Annotated in this window: 14 protein-coding genes and 1 riboswitch; of the genes, 7 read left to right on the forward strand and 7 right to left on the reverse strand. The window is 57.8% G+C overall.

Annotated features, from left to right (window positions below):
- Positions 1-229: 229 nt before the first annotated feature.
- Together ACQZ63_RS22220 and ggt are read right to left on the reverse strand one after the other, a co-directional pair.
- Positions 230-460 (reverse strand): BrnA antitoxin family protein, encoded by a 231-nt coding sequence (locus tag ACQZ63_RS22220; protein ID WP_112402705.1) that lies wholly within the window; start codon positions 458-460, stop codon positions 230-232.
- Between the two features lie 295 nt (positions 461-755).
- On the reverse strand, positions 756-2,513 hold the full coding sequence (ggt, locus tag ACQZ63_RS22225; protein WP_173998694.1) for a gamma-glutamyltransferase: 1,758 nt from the start codon (positions 2,511-2,513) through the stop codon (positions 756-758).
- Between the two features lie 1,016 nt (positions 2,514-3,529).
- Here ggt and ACQZ63_RS22230 point away from each other — a divergent pair.
- From ACQZ63_RS22230 to ACQZ63_RS22255, 6 genes are all read left to right on the forward strand, one after another.
- Positions 3,530-4,984 (forward strand): HlyD family secretion protein, encoded by a 1,455-nt coding sequence (locus tag ACQZ63_RS22230; protein WP_173998692.1) that lies wholly within the window; start codon positions 3,530-3,532, stop codon positions 4,982-4,984.
- Positions 4,985-5,122: 138 nt separating this feature from the next.
- Positions 5,123-7,090, forward strand: a complete 1,968-nt coding sequence (locus ACQZ63_RS22235) for a glycosyltransferase family 2 protein (protein WP_173998690.1) — start codon at positions 5,123-5,125, stop codon at positions 7,088-7,090.
- 92 nt (positions 7,091-7,182) lie between these two features.
- Positions 7,183-8,463 carry a hypothetical protein gene (locus tag ACQZ63_RS22240; protein WP_173998688.1) on the forward strand — a complete coding sequence of 427 codons (1,281 nt, stop codon included), beginning with the start codon at positions 7,183-7,185 and terminating at the stop codon, positions 8,461-8,463.
- Positions 8,464-9,249: 786 nt separating this feature from the next.
- Positions 9,250-9,462, forward strand: a riboswitch (cobalamin riboswitch).
- A gap of 103 nt (positions 9,463-9,565) precedes the next feature.
- Positions 9,566-10,543 (forward strand): DUF1852 domain-containing protein, encoded by a 978-nt coding sequence (locus ACQZ63_RS22245; protein WP_013637516.1) that lies wholly within the window; start codon positions 9,566-9,568, stop codon positions 10,541-10,543.
- Positions 10,544-10,567: 24 nt separating this feature from the next.
- A complete protein-coding gene (locus ACQZ63_RS22250; RefSeq protein WP_173998686.1) occupies positions 10,568-11,596 on the forward strand; it encodes a methionine synthase in 1,029 nt (342 codons plus the stop codon).
- Between the two features lie 663 nt (positions 11,597-12,259).
- Positions 12,260-12,814, forward strand: a complete 555-nt coding sequence (locus ACQZ63_RS22255; RefSeq protein WP_035200842.1) for a peroxiredoxin — start codon at positions 12,260-12,262, stop codon at positions 12,812-12,814.
- Here ACQZ63_RS22255 and ACQZ63_RS22260 read toward each other — a convergent pair.
- The 5 genes from ACQZ63_RS22260 to ACQZ63_RS22280 form a co-directional block, all read right to left on the reverse strand.
- Positions 12,804-13,589 carry an SDR family oxidoreductase gene (locus ACQZ63_RS22260; RefSeq protein WP_003517095.1) on the reverse strand — a complete coding sequence of 262 codons (786 nt, stop codon included), beginning with the start codon at positions 13,587-13,589 and terminating at the stop codon, positions 12,804-12,806. The two genes, ACQZ63_RS22255 and ACQZ63_RS22260, sit on opposite strands and share 11 nt — an antisense overlap.
- Before the next feature lie 23 nt (positions 13,590-13,612).
- Positions 13,613-14,572, reverse strand: coding sequence for a sugar-binding transcriptional regulator (locus ACQZ63_RS22265; protein WP_013637520.1), 960 nt, complete (start codon positions 14,570-14,572; stop codon positions 13,613-13,615).
- Positions 14,573-14,592: 20 nt separating this feature from the next.
- A complete protein-coding gene (locus ACQZ63_RS22270) occupies positions 14,593-16,062 on the reverse strand; it encodes an FGGY family carbohydrate kinase (protein ID WP_173998684.1) in 1,470 nt (489 codons plus the stop codon).
- A 115-nt stretch (positions 16,063-16,177) separates the two neighbouring features.
- Entirely contained in the window at positions 16,178-17,134 is a 957-nt protein-coding gene (locus ACQZ63_RS22275) for a transketolase family protein (protein ID WP_003517089.1), read from the reverse strand.
- Entirely contained in the window at positions 17,134-17,943 is an 810-nt protein-coding gene (locus ACQZ63_RS22280; RefSeq protein ID WP_003517086.1) for a transketolase, read from the reverse strand. The genes ACQZ63_RS22275 and ACQZ63_RS22280 overlap by 1 nt, the downstream gene beginning before the upstream one ends.
- 438 nt (positions 17,944-18,381) lie before the next feature.
- Here ACQZ63_RS22280 and ACQZ63_RS22285 point away from each other — a divergent pair, with 438 nt between their 5' ends.
- The gene (locus ACQZ63_RS22285) at positions 18,382-19,362 is read left to right on the forward strand and encodes an ABC transporter permease (protein WP_003517084.1); all 981 of its coding nucleotides are present in this window, start codon (positions 18,382-18,384) and stop codon (positions 19,360-19,362) included.
- The last annotated feature ends 64 nt before the right edge of the window (positions 19,363-19,426 follow it).

The following is a 19,426-nucleotide window of genomic DNA, read 5'->3' on the forward strand; positions in this document are numbered from 1 at the left end:
GTGGCTCGACCAGATCAACCGGCCTTTCGATGCTATCCCACAGTCGCGGGATAGTTCACTGGGCCACCTCTGGTACGAGCGCCTTCAACGCGGAGAAGGCCTTCTCGATTCGACAGAGGTCCGGGCTGACTGTGAATGGCGCATGATTGCGACACGCTTGCCCAACGAGCCGCGAGGCCGAGAAGCGGCAGCTATTGACGGGGCATGGGGTCGGTACGTTTCAAGAGCTTTAATTGGACGCATTCATTGCGGCTCGCAAGGTATCGTTGATGCGCTCTTGCCAGCCCGGACCGTCGGCTTGAAAATGCGCGAGCACATCGCTGTCGATCTTCAATGATACAAGCTCCTTGGTGTTAGGAATTGCAGGCCGTTCAACGGCTGGCGCTGCGACCTTCTTTGCCGGTTTGAACAGCGCCTCGGCGGCGTCTTTCGGATTGGACGGTCGTCGGGATGTTGTCATGGTCATATATCCTCTTGTGTCGTGCGCTCGAACAGCGCAGCCTGTCAGTTTCTGTTTGCAGGCTGTATGTCAAACACAGCGGTGGTCGCAACCCACGTGTAGTGGTTAGCCGGAAGAACGTAATTGCTGCCGATAAACAGTCAGCCTCCCCCGCGCAATCTGGAAGAGATCGTGCACCGTTATCGACAAATGCATTGGAAGGCAGCAGGTTCTTGTCAAGGTGTTAGCGCCCCTTGGCGAGATACACACCCTTCGTGTTGACCTATTCTCATGCCCTTTCCGCTGGCGGAGCGTTTCACTCCCCTGCCGCCACTCCCTCGCGTCGTGGATCCGCGCTGCCGATCAAACCTTCGGCGGTTATCTCGATGGCATGCAAACCGGAATTCATCTCGCCCGGTTTCACCTCGTAACCCAGCGCCTTCAGTGGCCCTGCCAGACCTTCCGCGCTTGTACCGGCCTCGATGTCGTAGGTGCCGAAGCGGTTGATGAGATGCGGCTGGGAGACAATCGCCTCTACAGGCATGCCCCAATCGATATAGGCGATTAGCGCCTGCGCTACATAGCCGATGATCTGGCTGCCGCCCGGCGAACCGATGGCGAGCAGCGGTTTGCCACCCTTCATCACGATCGTCGGGGCCATGGAGGAGCGCGGTCGTTTGCCTGGCTCAACGCGGTTGGCGATCGGCAGACCGCCATCATGGGTCTTGAAGGAAAAGTCCGTCAACTCATTATTGAGCAGGAAGCCGTTTGTCATCAGACGCGAGCCGAAGCCGCTTTCGATCGTTGTCGTCATCGAGACCACGTTGCCGTCCTTGTCGACGATGACAAAATGGCTTGTGGAGGGCAACTCGATCGCCGCATCCCGGCCGAAAAGCAGCGCGTGGTCCCATTCCGGCTCGCCGGCCTTGACGGCATCGTTGGTCAACGCCTTATCGCCGTCGAGCAGCTTTGCCCTCCCGCCCAAATAGTTCTTGTCCAAGAGGCCCTTGATCGGCAGCGGCACGAAATCGGTGTCAGCGACGTAACGCTCGCGGTCGGCGAAGGCGAGACGCTGGGCGTCGCCGATAATGCGCCAACTGTCGACATTTTTTGGCCCAAGCGCCTTGAGATCAAAATTCTCCACCAGACCAAGCATCTGGCCGATGGCGATTCCGCCCGACGACGGCGGCCCCATGCCGCAAACGTCGAGAGCACGATAGGCAAAGCAGACCGGCTCGCGCTCGACGACCCGATAGTTGGAAAGATCGGCCAGCGACAGCACGCCGGGATTGTCGGCCGCCTCGCGCACAGTCTTGACGATAGCCTCGGCAATTCGCCCTTTGTAAAAGGCATCGGCGCCGCCTTTGGCGAGCGCCGCAAGCGTCTCGGCATATGCCGGGTTCTTCAAAGGAACGCCGGCCCGCAGGGCGGCCCCGGAGGTGTCAAAGAAATAGGACCGGGGTTCTGTATATTTCTTCAACCGGTCTCCCTCGGATGCGATCAGGGAGGCAAGACGCGGCGACACCTTAAAGCCCTCGGTAGCCAGCGTTTCCGCCGGCTTCAGCAGGCTTGCCCATTCGGCCTTTCCATAGCGTTTGTGGGCTTCCTCCAGAAGTCGCACCGTTCCCGGCGTGCCAACAGAGCGGCCGCCGACCACTCCGTCCATGAATTTTAGCGGTTGACCTTTGTCATCCAGGAATAGCTTCGGTGTGGCCTCCATCGGCGCCGTCTCGCGGCCGTCAAACGTGGTCAACTTGCCGCTTTTTGCGTCGTAATAGACCAGGAAGGCACCCCCACCGAGACCGGAACTCTGCGGTTCAACGAGGCCGAGCATGGCCTGCACCGCCACCATTGCATCGATGGCGTTGCCGCCCCTGGCGATCACATCACGCCCTGCCTCAGTCGCCAGCGGATTGGCCGCCGCTACCATGAAGCTCTTTGACTCGATGCGTTTGGCAGTCGCAATATCGGTCGCTTTTTCGGGCGCCACCGTGTCGGACGCCTGCTGCGCGGAGGCGACTGCGGTGGAAAGCATCAAGGCGAAAAATGCCTCACCGAGAAATCTCATTTTCATCAGCCCAATCCTCCAGCGTCGTGCAACTCGTTAATGTAGCGTGGCATTCAACTGAGCCAGCAGGCAGGCCAAACCTGTATTGACCACGGCACGGACCATTTTCAGAACTCTCCCTTGACTGCCGCAAAGCTTCGGTCTTCACCGGTATTTCAGCCCCGTCCGTTGGCACGCTCCGCTGTTAAGCGTCTGTCTGGCGCGCCGCTCTTTTTCGGCACTATGGTGGCTGTGTCGCCGCATGTCCATCATGTCGAAGGTCGACCTATCATTCGAAGAATTGGCGGCTTAGACAAGACGGATGTCGCGTACATGGCGCTTTGGCGGATGTTCCCTGTGGTGGTGGCTTTAGCAGCTTATATTTTCGAGAGGTTTATTGAGCGGCCGCTCGCCAGACGCTCCAAGCCGATGAAAGAAAAAGCTCGAAAAATATCTCTCGCGCTCCGATAACTGACTAAGGGGAGCTCTCAAGGCTTGAAGAGTGATAGCCTAGGGCAACACTTCAGGTCGCAATCAGTCCCTTCGGCAGCAAGTCTTCTGTGATGATTACCCCTGCACGATGAACGGATCGATGGTCGCAGGGTTGGCAGCCTGTTGCGACGCGATCACGCGAAGATAGCGTCACACCTTCGGGCAGCATCATCCGAACCAGCAAACCACTTACCACCAACACAGACATGTGGACGCCGGCCTATCGAAAGCCGGTATGGGAAATCAGAATCGCACCGCTGCCTTGGCAAACGGATGCTTCTATAGGTTGCAACTTGCGCGGCGGGGTGAGAGCCCGCGTAATAACCAGATGCCATTTAAAAGCCACAGCTGATACGAAACGATTGAAATTTAGCTCTGTAGTTTTTCGTGGACGAGTTTTTGCGATTTCAACGCTGGCAGATGCCTATGATTTAGGCGATATCGAAAAATTTATTAATGCAATCTTAACGATGTTGCGTCGCAAAAAAACTTAGTGAACTATTTTAATACTGCGGGAGGAAAGGCTGTTCAACAAAACAGGAGTTGATATCATGCTGTTCCGCAATAGAGACAAAGAAGTGCGCCAAAGTGCGTCGGTGAAGCTGGCCTCCTATACTGTCCTTGGCGTTGTCGCCACGGTGTTTTCATCTTCTGTGTTTCCGCCGGTCTTCACATCCCAGACGAACCGCGCCCTCATCAATGCACCAGTCATTCCGCTGACAACACCGATCAGCGGTGTGGTAAAGATATCCGACAAGAACGGTAAGGCTGCTATTGAAAACGACAAGGTCGACAATACCACGCTCATCGGCCTGAAGGTGCAACTGGCAGCACTCGATAATGAACTTCGCCAGAAGAACGGAATTATTGGCGACTATGCCAGCCGCATCGACGATTTGAACAGGGATCTTGCCAGTCAGCAGGCGGCGTTACTGCAAAGAACCGAGTCTGACCTACAGGCAGCCAATGCAGCCTTGCAGATGGTGACCTATTCGACCCGAATTGCAAAAGCGGAAGCCACGCGAAAACAGAAGCTGATGGCGAAGGGGATGTATTCTGGAATCGGAGAGGATATAGCGGACACGATACAACTTGAAGATACAAAGCTGCAAGCTGCCAAAGTCGCCGTTGACAAACTCACCAAGGAAATGAACTTCGCGCGCCAAGGCATCTATATCGGCTCCGATTTGCAATCGCTGCAAAATCTTCAGCAGGAAATTCGCACACGGTCCGCAGATCTGCTGCAGATCCGGATGCAGATGACCACCATGCAGACGCGCAAAAGCGAGCTCGAAACGCTGGCATCGGCGGAGAGCGCACGTATTGAAAGGCTGACCCGCGCCGATCTTTCCATTCCACCGGGCACAACGCTCTACAAGCCCGTGGCTGCGACCGGCCGTGAAGTGGTTGCAGGCGACACGCTGGCGGAGGCGCTTGACTGTCGCAACGCTTTCGTCGTGGCGATTTTTTCAGAGCGTCAGGCACAGGCGCTTTCCGTCGGTTCTCGGGTGAAGGTGAGTTCTGATGCCTGGGCGGAAGAATCCGATGGGGTGGTGGAGCGCCTGGTGCCACGTACTACCGAACGTGTCGACCTCGATTATGCCGTGCCCTTTCCACCAACAGAGCGGCGAGAGCTTTACGCCTATATTCGCATGGACGGCAGGGCACAGGAGAAATTGACCGAGAACGGCGCCTGTTCGGTCGGCACGTGGGTGAGTGTGAGCCTGCCGCGCGAGTGGCTCGGCAAAACCCGGAATTATGTGCATGAAGCATCAGCCAGCCTGTTCCAGTTTGCAAAGACCTCCGTCAGCGAATTGCCGGATGTCAGGCAGGCCGCATGGGCACTGATCGAAACGTCGCGTGATACGCTATCCGCACACACTGGTATCGAGTGGCCACAACAGCGGCCGGACGTGCCTGGCCGGGCACATCAGCCCGATATCATCACCCAGCACCCTTTCGGCAATACGGATGCCACCGGAAAGGCACCGCGCACCCAATCCTGACACCCGCATGGATTGGACGGGCCCCTGCGGGAGTGCGATGCAAACCCGCAGGGCGACCCACCACCTGTTTTAGACACTCGAAGCAACCTCATTCACGCGCGGCGTGCCGCGCGCCTGACCAACCATGAGGATAAGTCGATGTATTTCAGCCCTGATGGCGATGTTCAGTCGGTACTCTACGTCAATCTTGTCATCGCCCTTTGCGCGATCCTGTTTACCATACTGGCCGACCCGCGCAGGGTCCTGGACCGGTTGGCCTTCAGTGCGATTATGCTGCTGTCTCTTGGCCTTTACATATTTTGGCGCGCCACCGATACGCTGCCACCCTTCGAGCTTTCTTTGGAGACTGCCTGGAACTACATTTATTTCACCTTCGAGCTGATCTCCGTTCTTTACGCCATCGGCTCGATCCTGATCCTGACGAGGCGGACGGACTGGTCTTTTCTGGCTGATAGAGGGGAAGCCGAGATTGCAACTAATCCCGATGCGCCACTCGTTGACGTCTTTATCTGCACCTACAACGAACCTTTGAACGTCCTTGAGAAGTCGGTTATCGCGGCCCAGGCCATGCAATATCCGCAGCTGCGTGTTTTTGTCTGCGACGACACGCGCAGGCCGGAAGTGCGGGACTATTGCGAAACGGTCGGCGTCAATTATGTGACGCGCCCGGACAATAGACATGCCAAGGCGGGAAATCTGAACAATGCACTTGAACACACCAATGCGCTGCCACAGGTTTCCGATTTCATCATGGTTCTGGATGCGGACTTCGCGCCACAGGCCAACTTCCTTCGTCGCGTAACCGGTCTTTTCGCCGATCCCAAGGTGGCAGTTGTGCAGACACCGCAATTTTACTTTAATTGCGACCCCATCCAGCACAACCTCGGCATCCGCAATTCCTTCGTCGATGATCAACGTGTATTCTTTGATGTATTCCAGCCGGCCAAGGACGCGGTCGGTTGCGCTTTCTGCGTCGGGACGAGTTTTGTCGTGCGGCGGGCGGCGGTCAACGAGCTCGGCGGGTTTCCGCATGATGCACTTTCCGAAGATATGCTGCTGACCTACCGCCTGATGGAGCGAGGTTACGTCACACGCTGGCTCAACGAAAAACTCAGTGTCGGTCTATCGGCTGAGGGCCTGCCAGAATATATCACGCAACGCACGCGGTGGTGCCTGGGCACCATTCAGATCGGCCTTCTGCGGACGGGACCATTGTGGCGTGGCAAGTTCACGCTGACACAAAGGCTGCATTATCTGCACGGGCTGTTTTGCTGGCTGTCGAAGCCTTTCATCCTCTGCCTGTTGCTGGCACCATCGATCTACTGGCTGACAGGCGTTTCCGCCCTCCAGGCCGACGAGCTGATGTTCATGAAATTTGGACTGTCATCACTGGCTTTGTTTTGGGCCTACTCCACCTGGATATCGGGAAAACGCACCCTACCGCTGTTCACCGAAGTGACGCATGCGCTGACCGCTGTTCCCATCACCATCACGTTGTTTCAGGCTATGCGCAAACCCTTCGGACGTCCCTTTAAAGTCACGGAGAAAGGTGGTGACCGGTCACAGGTGCGCATTCACGGGCCTACAGCGCTATTTTTCGCAATCGTCACCGTCACCTCCGCGGTTTCAGTTCTGCTCGCCGTTTACGCATGGGACGCCCCTGTAGAATTTTCGGCGCGAGATTGTCTCAACCTCATCTGGTCGGCGGTCGCCATGGTGATTGCCTTCACCAGCCTCATCTGCTGCATCGAATTACCACGTGTCGACAAGGAAGAGCCGATCGGCGTGGATCTCGAAGGCCGTTTGCAGTGCGCAAGCGAGGTGAAGGCGGTACGGATCGTGGCGCTTTCGACCGAAACCGCGACCCTGGCGGATTTCAACCGGTCTTACGCCGAGGCAGAGTCCCTGTACGTGCCCGATGTGGGCTGGGTGCAGATCGATGCAACGAAGGTGTCGCAAACGCCCGGCAAATTCACTCTCACCCCCACTGCCGACCAGCATCGTGCAATCTTGAGGCTGCTTTTCCGCAATGCGCCCGAAAATGTCGCGGAACAGGGCGACCTCTTGAAGTCCATGCAGATGTTACTCGCAAGGGCCTTCAGCTAAGACAATTCGCGCCAAACCCGGGACCGTGCTCGACGTAAACCGCAAGCTAGAGGCGGGCTTGTTTGGAAAAGCGCCTACCAAACGGAAAACTCATGTCTGTCAAATCGATCGTCGCGACAGTTCTCATGACCTGCTTCACAACAGGAGTGGTCGCTGCTGGCGACGGGCGCACCGGTTCCGGATCAGTTCGCGACCGCCTTGCTGTGAGCTTGTGTGCGGGTCTCGTTGGGAAGATGGACAAATCCACCCCCCCCTTCATATTTCGGAGCTTTGAGCCTGCACCGGGCGGTAAAGCGCTTGATCCCGCTCTTTCAAATGCGGGTTTCACCTATGACAATGCCCTGGCGACGATTGCCCTTTTTTCCTGTGGCAACGATGCCGAAGCGAAAAGGGTTGCCGACGCGCTGCTGCTCGCCGTCAACAACGATCGCTATTACAGCGATGGCCGCCTGCGCAACGCCTACCGTTCCGGCCCCGTTGCGAACGAAAACGATGCTATGCTTTTGCCCGGTTTCTGGAGTGAGGCCAGCAAGACGTGGGTCGAGGATGACTATCAGGTCGGCAGCGCAACGGGCAACCTGGCCTGGGCGGCACTTGCGCTTCTCACTGCCAGTGAACGATTAAGCAATCCGTCCTATGTGCAGGCAGCGACCAAACTCATGCGCTGGATCGATGCGCATACGGCGGGCGTCCGCGATATCGGCTACACAGGTGGCACATTCGGTCATGAGCCTGCACCGGCAAAACTCGAGTGGAAATCGACGGAACATAATCTCGATGTGTATGCCGTTGCGGGTTGGCTCGCCGAAATTGAGGGAGCGCGCGCCTGGCAGGCGATGCGGGACAAAACACGCAAATTTCTTGATGCGATGTGGAATGAGCAGCAGGGACGGTTTTACGTCGGCAGCCTACCCGGAAGCGACACACCCAACTCGAGCCAGTCCGGAATAGATTCCGAGCTCTGGCCCATTCTCGCCGTGCCGGAGTTTCGGGGCCGCAGTGGGCGTGTTCTACATTGGGTTGATCGGCATTATGCGGTTGCGGGAGGTTTTGATTTTAACGACGATCGGGATGGTGTGTGGCTGGAAGGTACGGCCCAGGCCGCGCTGGCATTTCAGCAGGTCGGCGATGCCGAGCGGGCCGAGGCGCTGCTTGCCACCATCGCCGCACAAATATCTCCCGATAACCTGATCTACGCGACAGTCGGGGACGAACTGACGACCGGGCTGATGATCGGGCCGACCTCGACATTTGCCGACTTCAAATATTTCAGGTTGCCGCATGTCGGGGCCACTGCCTGGGCAATCCTTGCAGCGAAAGGCTGGAACCCTTTTCTTAGAAAAAGCGGTTGTATTCGTCTTTGTGAGGGATAATCGTCCGTCTCGGCGGCAGCAGGAGGATATTGCTCCAGGCCGTTGCGCCGGAGATTGAAAACTGGGACGCATGACGCTGCTGAAAGCGGCGAAAAGCGTAAAACCGCAACGTTGACTGCCGACTAGCAGTTCCAGTGATTCAAGCCTGACGGTACGATTAACCAAGCCGAATACCGCCCACTGCCAGACCTGTCAGATGCCCGGTGCGGATCGGAACTTCCTGTGCACCTTCAACGACATGGGGCGGTTCCAAGGCCCGAGCACAAATTCGGCGGTGCTGTTGCGGATACGCGCCCGTGATGTTATCGGCCCGCAATTTAAGGGTGCTTGCCTTCGCTCATTCGTTATTTAATTCAAACGCCGATCCCTTTATTAGCGCTGCGCCGGCACAGTAGGGCATGTCCGAATAGCATCCCAACCTCCGGCGAGGCCGCTTCAATTAAACGCCTGTGGCAGGCGAAATCATGCGCGCCTTCTAGCTGCCCCAATTGCCTCCTGAACCGTCGATCGACGTACTGGCTCTTCTGGAGCGACTAAGTCTGGCGGAACGCGCTCTGGGCGCCTGGACGGTATCACCAGGCTGCTCCCGCACTAGGAACTATTCGTGGTGTGGTCTGATCCTTTCAAGTGCGTGGAGCGAGACGTTTGCCACGGCCAGGTCCGCGTATGTGAGAATCGCCTGACAACGCCGAATGCAACCTACTCGGCCGGAACCGACAATGGAAACGTAGACTTAAGGACATAAAGATATCGTTATATGATGTTGACCGATGACGTGGCTTACAATATGGTCGTCACGCCTAAGGTTCCCCAGTCGTTGCACGCAACGTGCCGGGGCTAAGAGGGAAGTCGGTGCTCCGTGTCATACGGAAAAGCCGACGCTGCCCCCGCAACTGTAAGCGGCGAGCTGAAGTCCAATATGTCACTGGTTTACCCCGGGAAGACGGACGGAAGTGATGATCCGTGAGCCAGGAGACCTGCCTTTGGTGAAATAACGTCCACGGGCGGGGTGTCCCAGTGTGCCGTAGCAAAGGCTGCATTGTCGCGGCCCGTCTTGCTATGCGTCCGCAGACCCATGCCCCCAACTTTATAGGGGCACAACATGTCTCAGACCTGCATTTTTACGATCACGAGCGTACCCTTCGATGAGGACTATCGTCCTTCAGAAAATACGCGCATCACCACCAATTTCGCCAATCTGGCCAGGGGCGAAAAGCGGCAGGAAAACCTGCGCAATGTCATGCGCATGATCGACAGCCGCTTCAACGCCCTCGCTCACTGGGATAATCCCAAATCGGACCGATACTCGGTCGAGTTGGAGATCATTTCGGTCGACATGAGCTTCGATGTCGCAGGTGAAAAATTTCCCCTCATCGAGATACTGAAGACGACGATCATCGATCACAAAACCAGTGAACGTATCGACGGCATTGTGGGGAATAACTTCTCCTCCTATGTGCGAGACTACGACTTCAGCATTGTGCTGCCGGAGCATAACAAGAGCGTTCCTGCCTTCAGCATTCCGGCCGACTTCGGCGACCTGCATGGAAACCTGTTCAAGTCTTTTCTGCAGTCGGATGCCTACCGCTCGTACTTTCGCAAGCCGCCGGTCATTTGCATCAGCGCCTCGACCAGCAAGACCTATTACCGGACCGAAAATCATCACCCCGTGATGGGCGTCGAATACCGGCAGAATGGGTTCTCGTCCACCGACCAGTATTTCGGGAAAATGGGATTGCAGGTTCGCTACTTCATGCCTGCAGGCAGCGTTGCGCCGTTGGCCTTCTACTTTGTTGGGGATTTGCTGGGCGACTACTCCAATATTGAGCTAATCGGCGTCATCAGCACGATGGAAACGTTTCAGAGAATTTATCGCCCCGAAATCTACAATGCGAACGCAGCAGCCGGGACATTTTACCAGCCCAACCTGAAGCACCAGGACTATTCGCTGACCCGGGTCATTTACGATCGCGACGAACGAAATCGCTTGGCGGTGGATCAGGGTAAGTTCACCGAAAAACACTTCATCAAGCCATACCGCGCCGTCCTTGAGCAATTGTTTGCTCACCGCCCCGCCTGAGCATCACTTAGAAGAGGTCCCATCGTGAAGAAACTTCTCCCCACATCGACCGCTGGCAGCCTGCCGAAACCCTCCTGGCTTGCGCAGCCCGAAAAACTGTGGTCGCCCTGGAAGCTGGAGGGCGAGGAATTACTGGAAGGCAAGAGAGATGCCCTGCGCCTTTCACTGTACGATCAGCAACAGGCCGGCATCGACATCGTCAGTGATGGCGAGCAAACACGCCAACATTTCGTCACGACTTTCATCGAGCACCTCGACGGGGTCGATTTTGCAAAACGCGAGACAGTCAGAATTCGCGATCGCTACGATGCGAGTGTCCCGACAGTCGTCGGCGCAGTGTCTCGCCAGAAGTCCGTGTTCGTCGAAGACGCCAAGTTTTTTCGCCAGCAGACCAAACAACCCATCAAATGGGCTTTGCCGGGTCCGATGACGATGATCGATACTCTCTTTGACGGCCATTATAAGAGCCGTGAAAAGCTTGCCTGGGAATTTGCCGGGATACTCAACGAGGAAGCAAAGGAATTGGAGGCTGCCGGCGTCGATATCATCCAGTTCGACGAACCTGCCTTCAACGTATTCTTTGACGATGTGAATGACTGGGGTGTTGCCACTTTGGACAGGGCAATTGAAGGGCTGAAGTGCGAGACCGCCGTCCATATCTGCTACGGTTACGGCATAAAGGCCAATACGGATTGGAAAAAGACACTCGGGTCAGAATGGCGGCAGTATGAGGAAACTCTCCCCAAGCTGCAGAAATCCGGCATCGGTATGATCTCCCTCGAATGCCACAATTCTCATGTCCCAATGGATCTTCTGGAACTTGTTCGAGGTAAGAAAGTGATGGTCGGGGCCATCGATGTGGCAAGCGATACCATCGAAACCCCGGAGGAAGTCGCTGCAACGCTGCGAAAGGCGCTTAAGTTTGTCGACGCAGATAAACTTTGCCCCTGCACCAATTGCGGCATGGCCCCCCTGTCTCGTCGTGTGGCAAGAGACAAGCTGAATTCCTTGAGCGCAGGAGCTGAGATCGTCCGAAGAGAGCTCACTGTTTAGTTTTTTGATAGTCTGAACCTGCGGATGGCTGCCGTTCGCCGCCACCGCGCCCATCGCGACACACGCTGGGAGACTTACGAATGGCTATAAGGTCACGGCGCGGATCATCCTGAGAGCTTCGACGGATGTCCGCCTCTTGGCGCAAAGCTGCCAAGACCGCCTGTTCTCTAAAAATCGGCCCTGTTTCTGCTGAGTGTTTGCGCCAAACGTCTCGGTTGGAAGACATTTATTCCAACGCCACCGACGTCTTCGTGACTTTTGCCAAACAGAACAACTTCCCAGACGCCGAAAATCTCGGGAGCACGACGGCCGCTAAGATCGCCGAAAAAAGTGGGTCTCAGTCAGCAGGACGTATTTGCCGAGAGCAGCAATTGCCTTTTGGAAATGGGGACAGTGGTGGCCATACGGTAGCAGCGATCCCAAGATAAAGAAGCCGTTGCCTCAGAACATCGCTTCAGCGGAAATTCCAAAACGATACTATCGGCCAGAGACTTGGCAATCAGTGACTTTGTCAAATCGAATGAAGGTGTGGCGTTCGTATTCCATCAAGGCTGAAGGCGCGAATCGCTACGGCAGCTTTGCACCTGCGCACAAGACATTGCGGTAGTATGAAAATCGGCTAACTTCGCAACGTCGACAGACAGGAAGAGCAACGAGGTGGCAATGATTGAACCCGGCGGGGATGAGCAATTAGTTACCCCACGTGACGACGGAGCAGCCAGGCATTTACCCGGGATGGAGTTGCCTGGCATTGGTTTGGCTGCGACGGATGGCACGACCGTCGATCTGCGTGAGCCGGGGTTAACCGTGGTCTATGCTTACCCCCGGACAAGCCCGCCCGGAGGAAAGGCGATTGACGGATGGGACGCAATACCCGGCGCGAGGGGATGTACACCGCAGTCCTGTGCCTTTCGTGATCATTTCGCTGAACTGAAGGCATTGGGAGCAACGCGTCTGTTTGGCCTTTCTACGCAGACCACGGAGTATCAGCGAGAGGCAGCAGAGCGGCTTCACCTGCCGTTTCCTCTGCTTTCCGATCATTCACTCCTTCTGGTGTCAGCCCTCCGCCTTCCAACTTTCCAGGCTGGAGGCCTGACACTGCTCAAGAGGCTCACGATGATTATCGAAACGGGCGTTATCAAGCATGTCTTTTACCCGGTCCATCCGCCAGAGAAGAACGCAGATGCCGTCATCGATTGGTTGAGTGCTACGACATGATCAGCCCGCCATCGACATTAATTGTCTGGCCGGTGATGTAGGCCGCATCCTCGGAGGCGAGAAACGCCACCAAGGCTGCCACTTCGGCTGGTGTTCCTGCGCGGCGCATTGGAATGTTGCGCACCCATTCGGCCATGAGTTCGCCGGGCTTGTAGTCACCGAGCATCTGGCCCCAGACTCGGTCGTTATAATCCCACATTTCGGTGTGGATGATGCCGGGGCAAATGGCGTTGACGGTGATGCCTTCGGGCGCCAGTTCCTTGGCCAGACTTTGCGTCAGGCCGACGACGCCGAATTTTGAAGCGGCGTAGTGGGGGGTATAGATAAAACCCTGGCGGGCCTGGCCGGAGGCGGTGTTAACCAGGCGGCCCTTGGTGCCACTTGCGCGGAAGCGGCGGATCGCTTCCTGGCAGCACAGGAACGCGCCCTTGGTGTTGACATCGAGGTTGAAATCCCACTGTTCCTGCGTCAGCTCCTCGATCTTGGAGATGGTGATGACGCCGGCGTTCTGGACCGAGATGGAAAGCGGACCGATTGCCTCTTCGGCTGCGCCATAGGCCTCGCGCACCGCCGCCGCATCCCGCACATCGAGGATCACGCCATGGGTGACTGAGCCGGTTTCGTCCGCCAGCTTTTTGGCGGCGTCATTAGTGTCCTTGTCGACAGAGGCGATGGCGACTTTCGCGCCTTCCTCGGCAAAACGGCGGGCGATGCCGTAACCGATGCCCTTGTTGCCTCCGGTCACGAATACGGATTGACCTTCAAAGCGCCTCATGTCTCCTCCTTATGGGATAACGGCTATGTTTCTGTGCCGACCAGTCGTTCGGCGGTGAATTTGTCGGTGACAAGGACATCGATCACGCCGGTTCTGAGCGCACCGGCGATCGCCTCGGTTTTTTTCGAGCCGCCGGCGAGTGCAATGACGCGGTCGACATTGGAGAGGTTCTCCAGCGGAAGGCCTATGACCCGGTCATCGAGCGGTGTCTTGACGGGCTTGCCGTCCTTGTCGAAGAACCTGAGCGAAATATCGCCCACGGCGCCCGCCTGTGCGAGATCGGCAAGCTCCTTGGCGGAAAAGATATTGCCGGAACGTGCAAGAAGCTCCGATGGCTCGACGGCGCCGACACCGACGATGGCGAGCGTGATAGAACCGAAAAGATCGATGGTTTCGCGCACGAAGGGATCGGCCAGCATCAAAAGCTTGGCCTCGCGAGAGGTGGCGACGCCGGGGACCGGCAGCAATTTCGGTTCGGCCTCCGTCAGCCGCGCCAGCCGGGTGGTGATCTGGGTCGCGTGCGTCTGCACGGAAGGATCGCCCATGCCGCCCAGCGTCTGGACGATGTAACGCGCTTTGGCGCCCTTCAGCGGATGGATGTTTTCCACCATCTTGAAGATCGTCTGGCTCCAGCTGGAAACGCCGATGATCTCGTTTTGCGACAGCGTCACCTCGAGAAAATGCGCGGCAGCCTCGCCGATGCGGGCCATGATCGCGCCGTCGCGATCCTCGCTGCAATCGACGACAATGGCTTCCGGCAGGTCGAAGCGTTCGCGAAGCTGTGCTTCAAGATCGCTATAGGTACCGGGCGGCGGAATGATGCTGGTGCGCACGATACCTTCCGTTTCGGCACGCTTCAGCATGCGCGAGACGGTGGCCTGCGAAAGATTGAGATGTTCGGCAATCTCCGCCTGCCGCCTGTGCTCGCTGAAATACATCTGCGCCACGCGGGATATCATCCGAAGTTCGTTGATCCTGCCCATAAGCCCTCCAGGGTGAATTTTTATTCACCCTTACCCGACGTCACAGGTAACGTCGAGCGCGCAATCGCGTCGCGCCAGACGGCAAGCCGTTGCCTGCCGTCACTGGACGAAGGCGGGATGGCGTTGCCGTGACTGTTGAGCGCGGCGATGGCGTCGAGATCGCTCCACAGACCGAGGGCGAGGCCGGCAAGATAGGCCGCGCCAAGTGCGGAGGCTTCCGGCGCGTCACGCTGGATGACGGGGTGGTCCAGCATGTCGGCGACGCATTGCATGAGGAAACGGTTCTGGCTCGGCCCGCCATCCACGAAAAGCTGTCCGAAGCCGGAGGGCGACTGCGCGCGCATGGTCGAGAAGACGTCATAAACCTGAAAGGCGATGGAATCGGTAACGGCGCGGGCCATCTGCGCGCGACTTGTGCTGAAATTGATCTGCGAAAATAGCGCGCGGCAATTGGAATCCCAATAGGGCGCGCCAAGGCCGACAAAGGCCGGGACGAAACCGGGGCCATCTGGTTCAGCGGTCGCGGCAAGCTCCACTAGAGATGCGACATCTGGCAGGCCGAGAATGTCCGTCATCCACGGCAGGGAGGCGGCAGACACAAGAATATTGCCCTCGAAGGCGAAAGTCGGCTTGCCGTTAATCCTCCAGGCAACAGTCGTGGTGATGCCGCGCTCTGGCGCGATGAAATGCGGCAGCGTCGTCATCACCGATGAGCCGGTGCCGAACGTCACCTTGCCGTCACCGGGGTTGAAGGCGCCGTGGCCGAAGAGGGCGGCGTGGCTGTCGCCGACGGCAGCCAGAATAGGCGTGCCGTCCTTGATGCCGGGAACACCTGATGTCACGCCGAAGTCGCCGCTGCTGTCGCGCGGGTCGGGCAGGGCGTTGATGTCGATGCCAAAAAGGTCACAAAGCTCTTCGCTCCACACCTGCCGGATGAGATCGAGCACCTGGCTTCGGGCCGCGTTGGAGGCGTCGCAGGCATGCACTCTGCCGCCGGTCAGGCAGTGGATCAGCCAACTATCGATGGTGCCGAGGCGAAGGCTGCGGCCCTTCGGCGCACGTTCCAACAGCCAGCGCATCTTGGCGCCGGGAAACATCGGGTCAATAGGCAGGCCGGTCAGCGCCATGACACGTTCGGAATGGCCCTTGCTGATGAGATCGGTGCATTCCTGCGCGGTGCGACGGCATTGCCAGCTCAAGACCGGGCCAAGCGGCTCGCCTGTTTCGCCGTCCCAGATCGTCACCGATTCGCGCTGGTTGGAAATGGCGATGGCTTCAATGTTGACGGCAGAGGGTGCCGAAGACAGGCAGGCGGAAATCGCTTCGCGCACCGACGCCCAGATACGGTTCGGATCCTGCTCGACCCAGCCGGGCTGCGGATATGTGATGCCGACCGGCGATGAACCGCGCGCCAGCAATTCTCCTGTTTCAGAAACGAGAATGGCCTTTGAATTGGTGGTGCCCTGATCGATGGACAGAATGGCGCGCATCACTTGAGTTCTTTCGTCGGCAGTTTTTTCGTTTCAGCCTTGCGGTGATTAAACGACGATATTGCAAAGGGTGTCGCCGCGCATCCGAAGACACGCGACGACCCTGGGAGGAGACTTACTTTCTCTTGAGCAGCGCTGCTGCAGCCTCCGCGATGGCCGCGGGTGCCATGCCAAACTCATCGAGCAGCCATTCTGCCGAGCCGGTATGGGCAAAGACGCCCGGAACGCCGAGGCGCTTCATCGGCACGGGGGCGTGATCGACAACAACTTCGGCGATGGCAGAGCCGAGACCGCCGAAGATCGAATGTTCTTCAGCCGTCAGGATTGCGCCGGTTTCCTTCGCTGCGGCAATGATGGCCGCCTCGTCGATCGGGCGCACGGTTGCCATGTTAAGCACACGCGCCTTGATGCCACGACCGGCCAGAATATCGGCGGCCTTGACGATGCGGTGTGTCAGCGTGCCATTGGCGATCAGCGTTATGTCGGAACCTTCGCGCAGCAGGTTGGCGCGGCCGAGTTCAAAGACGTGGCCATCAGGCAGAAGGTCCGGCACGCCGACGCGCGACAGGCGAAGGAAGCAGGGCCCGGCATAGTCCGCAGCCCATTTGACGGCGGCGGCCGTTTCGATGCGGTCGCAGGGGGCAATGACCGGCAGGTTCGGCAGAACGCGGGTCCAGGCGAAATCCTCGATCGAGTGATGTGTCGGACCCAGTTCGCCATAGGCCATGCCCGAGGAGATGCCGATGAGCTTCACATTGGCGTTGGAATAGGCGAGGTCTGCCTTGATCTGTTCCAGCGCGCGACCGGTCAGAAAACAGGATGCGCCGCAGACGAAGGGAAGCTGGCCGCCATTGGCAAGGCCGGCGCCGACGCCCACCATGTTCTGTTCGGCAATGCCGACATTGACGAGGCGCTCGGGGAATTTCGACTTGAAGCCGCCGAGCTTCGAGGAGCCGACCGAATCGTTGCAAACGGCCACGACCCTGTCGTTTGCAGCGGCCAGCGCTTCCAGCGTTTCGGCGAAGGCGTCGCGGCAATCATAGAGTTTGGCGGCGGTTACGGGCGCGTTCATTACAATGCCTCCGAAAGTTCTTTGACGGCAATTTCGTATTGTTCCTTGCTTGGAACCTTGTGGTGCCAGTCGACGCGGTCCTGCATGAACGAAATGCCGTGACCCTTATTGGTGTGCGCGACGATGCAATGCGGGCGCTCGCCACGATGTTCGAGCGCCGGAACGATCTCTTCCATCGCGTTGCCGTTGATTTCGCTCACCTCCCAGCCGAATGCTTCAAGCTTCGGGCGAAGCGGCGCGACGTCGTTGGTTTCCGAGATCGCAGCACCCTGCTGGAAACGGTTATGGTCGATGATAAGCGTCAGATTGTTAAGCTCGAACTGCGCGGCGGACATGATGGCTTCCCAGTTGGAGCCCTCCTGCATCTCGCCATCACCGGTCATGACATAGGTATGGTAATCCGCTCCCGAAAGCTTGGCTGCCTTGGCCATTCCGACGGCAACTGGAAGCCCGTGGCCAAGCGGGCCGGTATTGGTCTCGACCCCCGGTACCTTGTTGCAGTTGGGGTGGCCATTGAGGCGGGAATTGGGTTGCAGGAAGGTCGAGATTTCCTCTTCCGGGATAAAGCCACGTTTGGCGAGCGTCACATAAAGCGCGCAGGCGGTGTGGCCTTTCGACAGCACGAAACGGTCGCGGGCAGGGTTCTTCGGTTCGTCCGGCCAGATGCGCAATACGCGGAAATAAAGGGCGGTCATGATGTCGATCGCCGACATTTCTCCGCCGATATGGCCGGCACCCGCTTCGAAAACAGCCTGGACGTCGCGAAGGCGAATCTGGCGCGCAATGCGCTCTAGCTCTGTGGGCTGCATGGGATCCTCTTCAAAACATGCGTGTGAATATTTATACAGCTTCTTATATAATTGCAGACGTGGCGTTTCTGTCAAGCCGGAATTGTGAATTGTCCTGTTTCAATCCGTGCCGATTATTTCTGCCGCTTCATTTTCACCAATGATGAAGCGCGCCTCCCCGCCTCATTCCTCGGTCCGTAAAAGGAACCTGCTCAGCCTAAGTCCTTTGGCTGAAAGGGCTCTCCTTGCCACGCAGGCGCGCTTGCGCTGGATTCCCGCGATGCGCACCGGAACGGGATGAGAGGCGCAGGTGTGAAGCCATCCCATCACCCGCAAGGCCCGTCCCGCCCTCCAAGCCTATTGACAAGTTTCTCTCAACTGGCTTATGCATGTTTCACCGAGCATGAATAATTATTCTAATCGGTTTAAAAAAATGCAAGATAGCCACTTGGAGGAGCCATGTCCGTGCTTGAACGCAATGAGGGGGTTACGCACACCAGAAGCCCGCTTGCCTGGCTAAGCGGTGCGACCGGACCTCTTTTGGGCCTGCTGCTGCTGTGTGTCTTCCTGACCTTCACCAGCGAAAATTTTCTGTCGCTTCGAAACGGTCTCAACATCCTCGACCAGATCACCGTGCTCGGCATCATGGCCGTTGGCATGACCTTCGTCATTCTGCTCGGCGGCATCGATCTGTCCGTCGGTTCGGTGCTGGCGCTGTCTATGATGATCATGGGCTGGACAGCCAATGTCGCGGGCATGCCCATGGGCATGGCCATCATGCTGGCGCTCATCGCATCCGCAGCCTGCGGCCTTGTCGTCGGCGTTCTCGTCACCGCCTTCCGGGTTCCGGCCTTCATCGCGACGCTTGCAATGATGTCGGTGGCGCGCGGCCTTGCCAATATGATCACGGACGGTCAGCAGATCGTCGGTTTTCCTGACTGGTTCATGATGCTGGCCATCGACCGCCATTTCGGCGTGCTGACGGCGACCGTGCTGCTGATGCTGGTCGTTGTTCTGGTATCGTTTCTTTTCCTGCGCTTCCGCTCCGAAGGCCGCACCGTCTATGCGGTTGGCGGTAACCCGGAAGTGGCGCGACTTGCCGGCATCAACGTCGCCCTGGTGACGATCTGCGTCTATGTTGCCTGTGCGGTTCTTGCCGGTCTTGCGGGTATCGTTCTTGCAGCCCGTCTCGACTCGGTGCAGCCCTCCAGCGGTTTTGGCTACGAGCTGGATACGATTGCGGCTGTCGTCATCGGCGGGACCTCGCTTTCGGGCGGTGCCGGCGGCATCGGCGGAACGCTGATCGGCGTGCTCATCATCGGTGTGCTGCGCAACGGCCTCAACCTGCTCAATGTTTCTCCCTTTCTGCAACAGGTCATCATCGGTGTGGTTATCGTGCTGGCCGTGGGCGCTGAAACATTGCGCCGGCGCAGAAGCTGAATTTGCCTGCGGAGGGCGATGAGCCGTCCGCGCAATAGACGACCCTCCCGGTATGGGAGGCGTG

It is taken from the genome of Agrobacterium sp. CG160-95, from assembly GCF_053521725.1.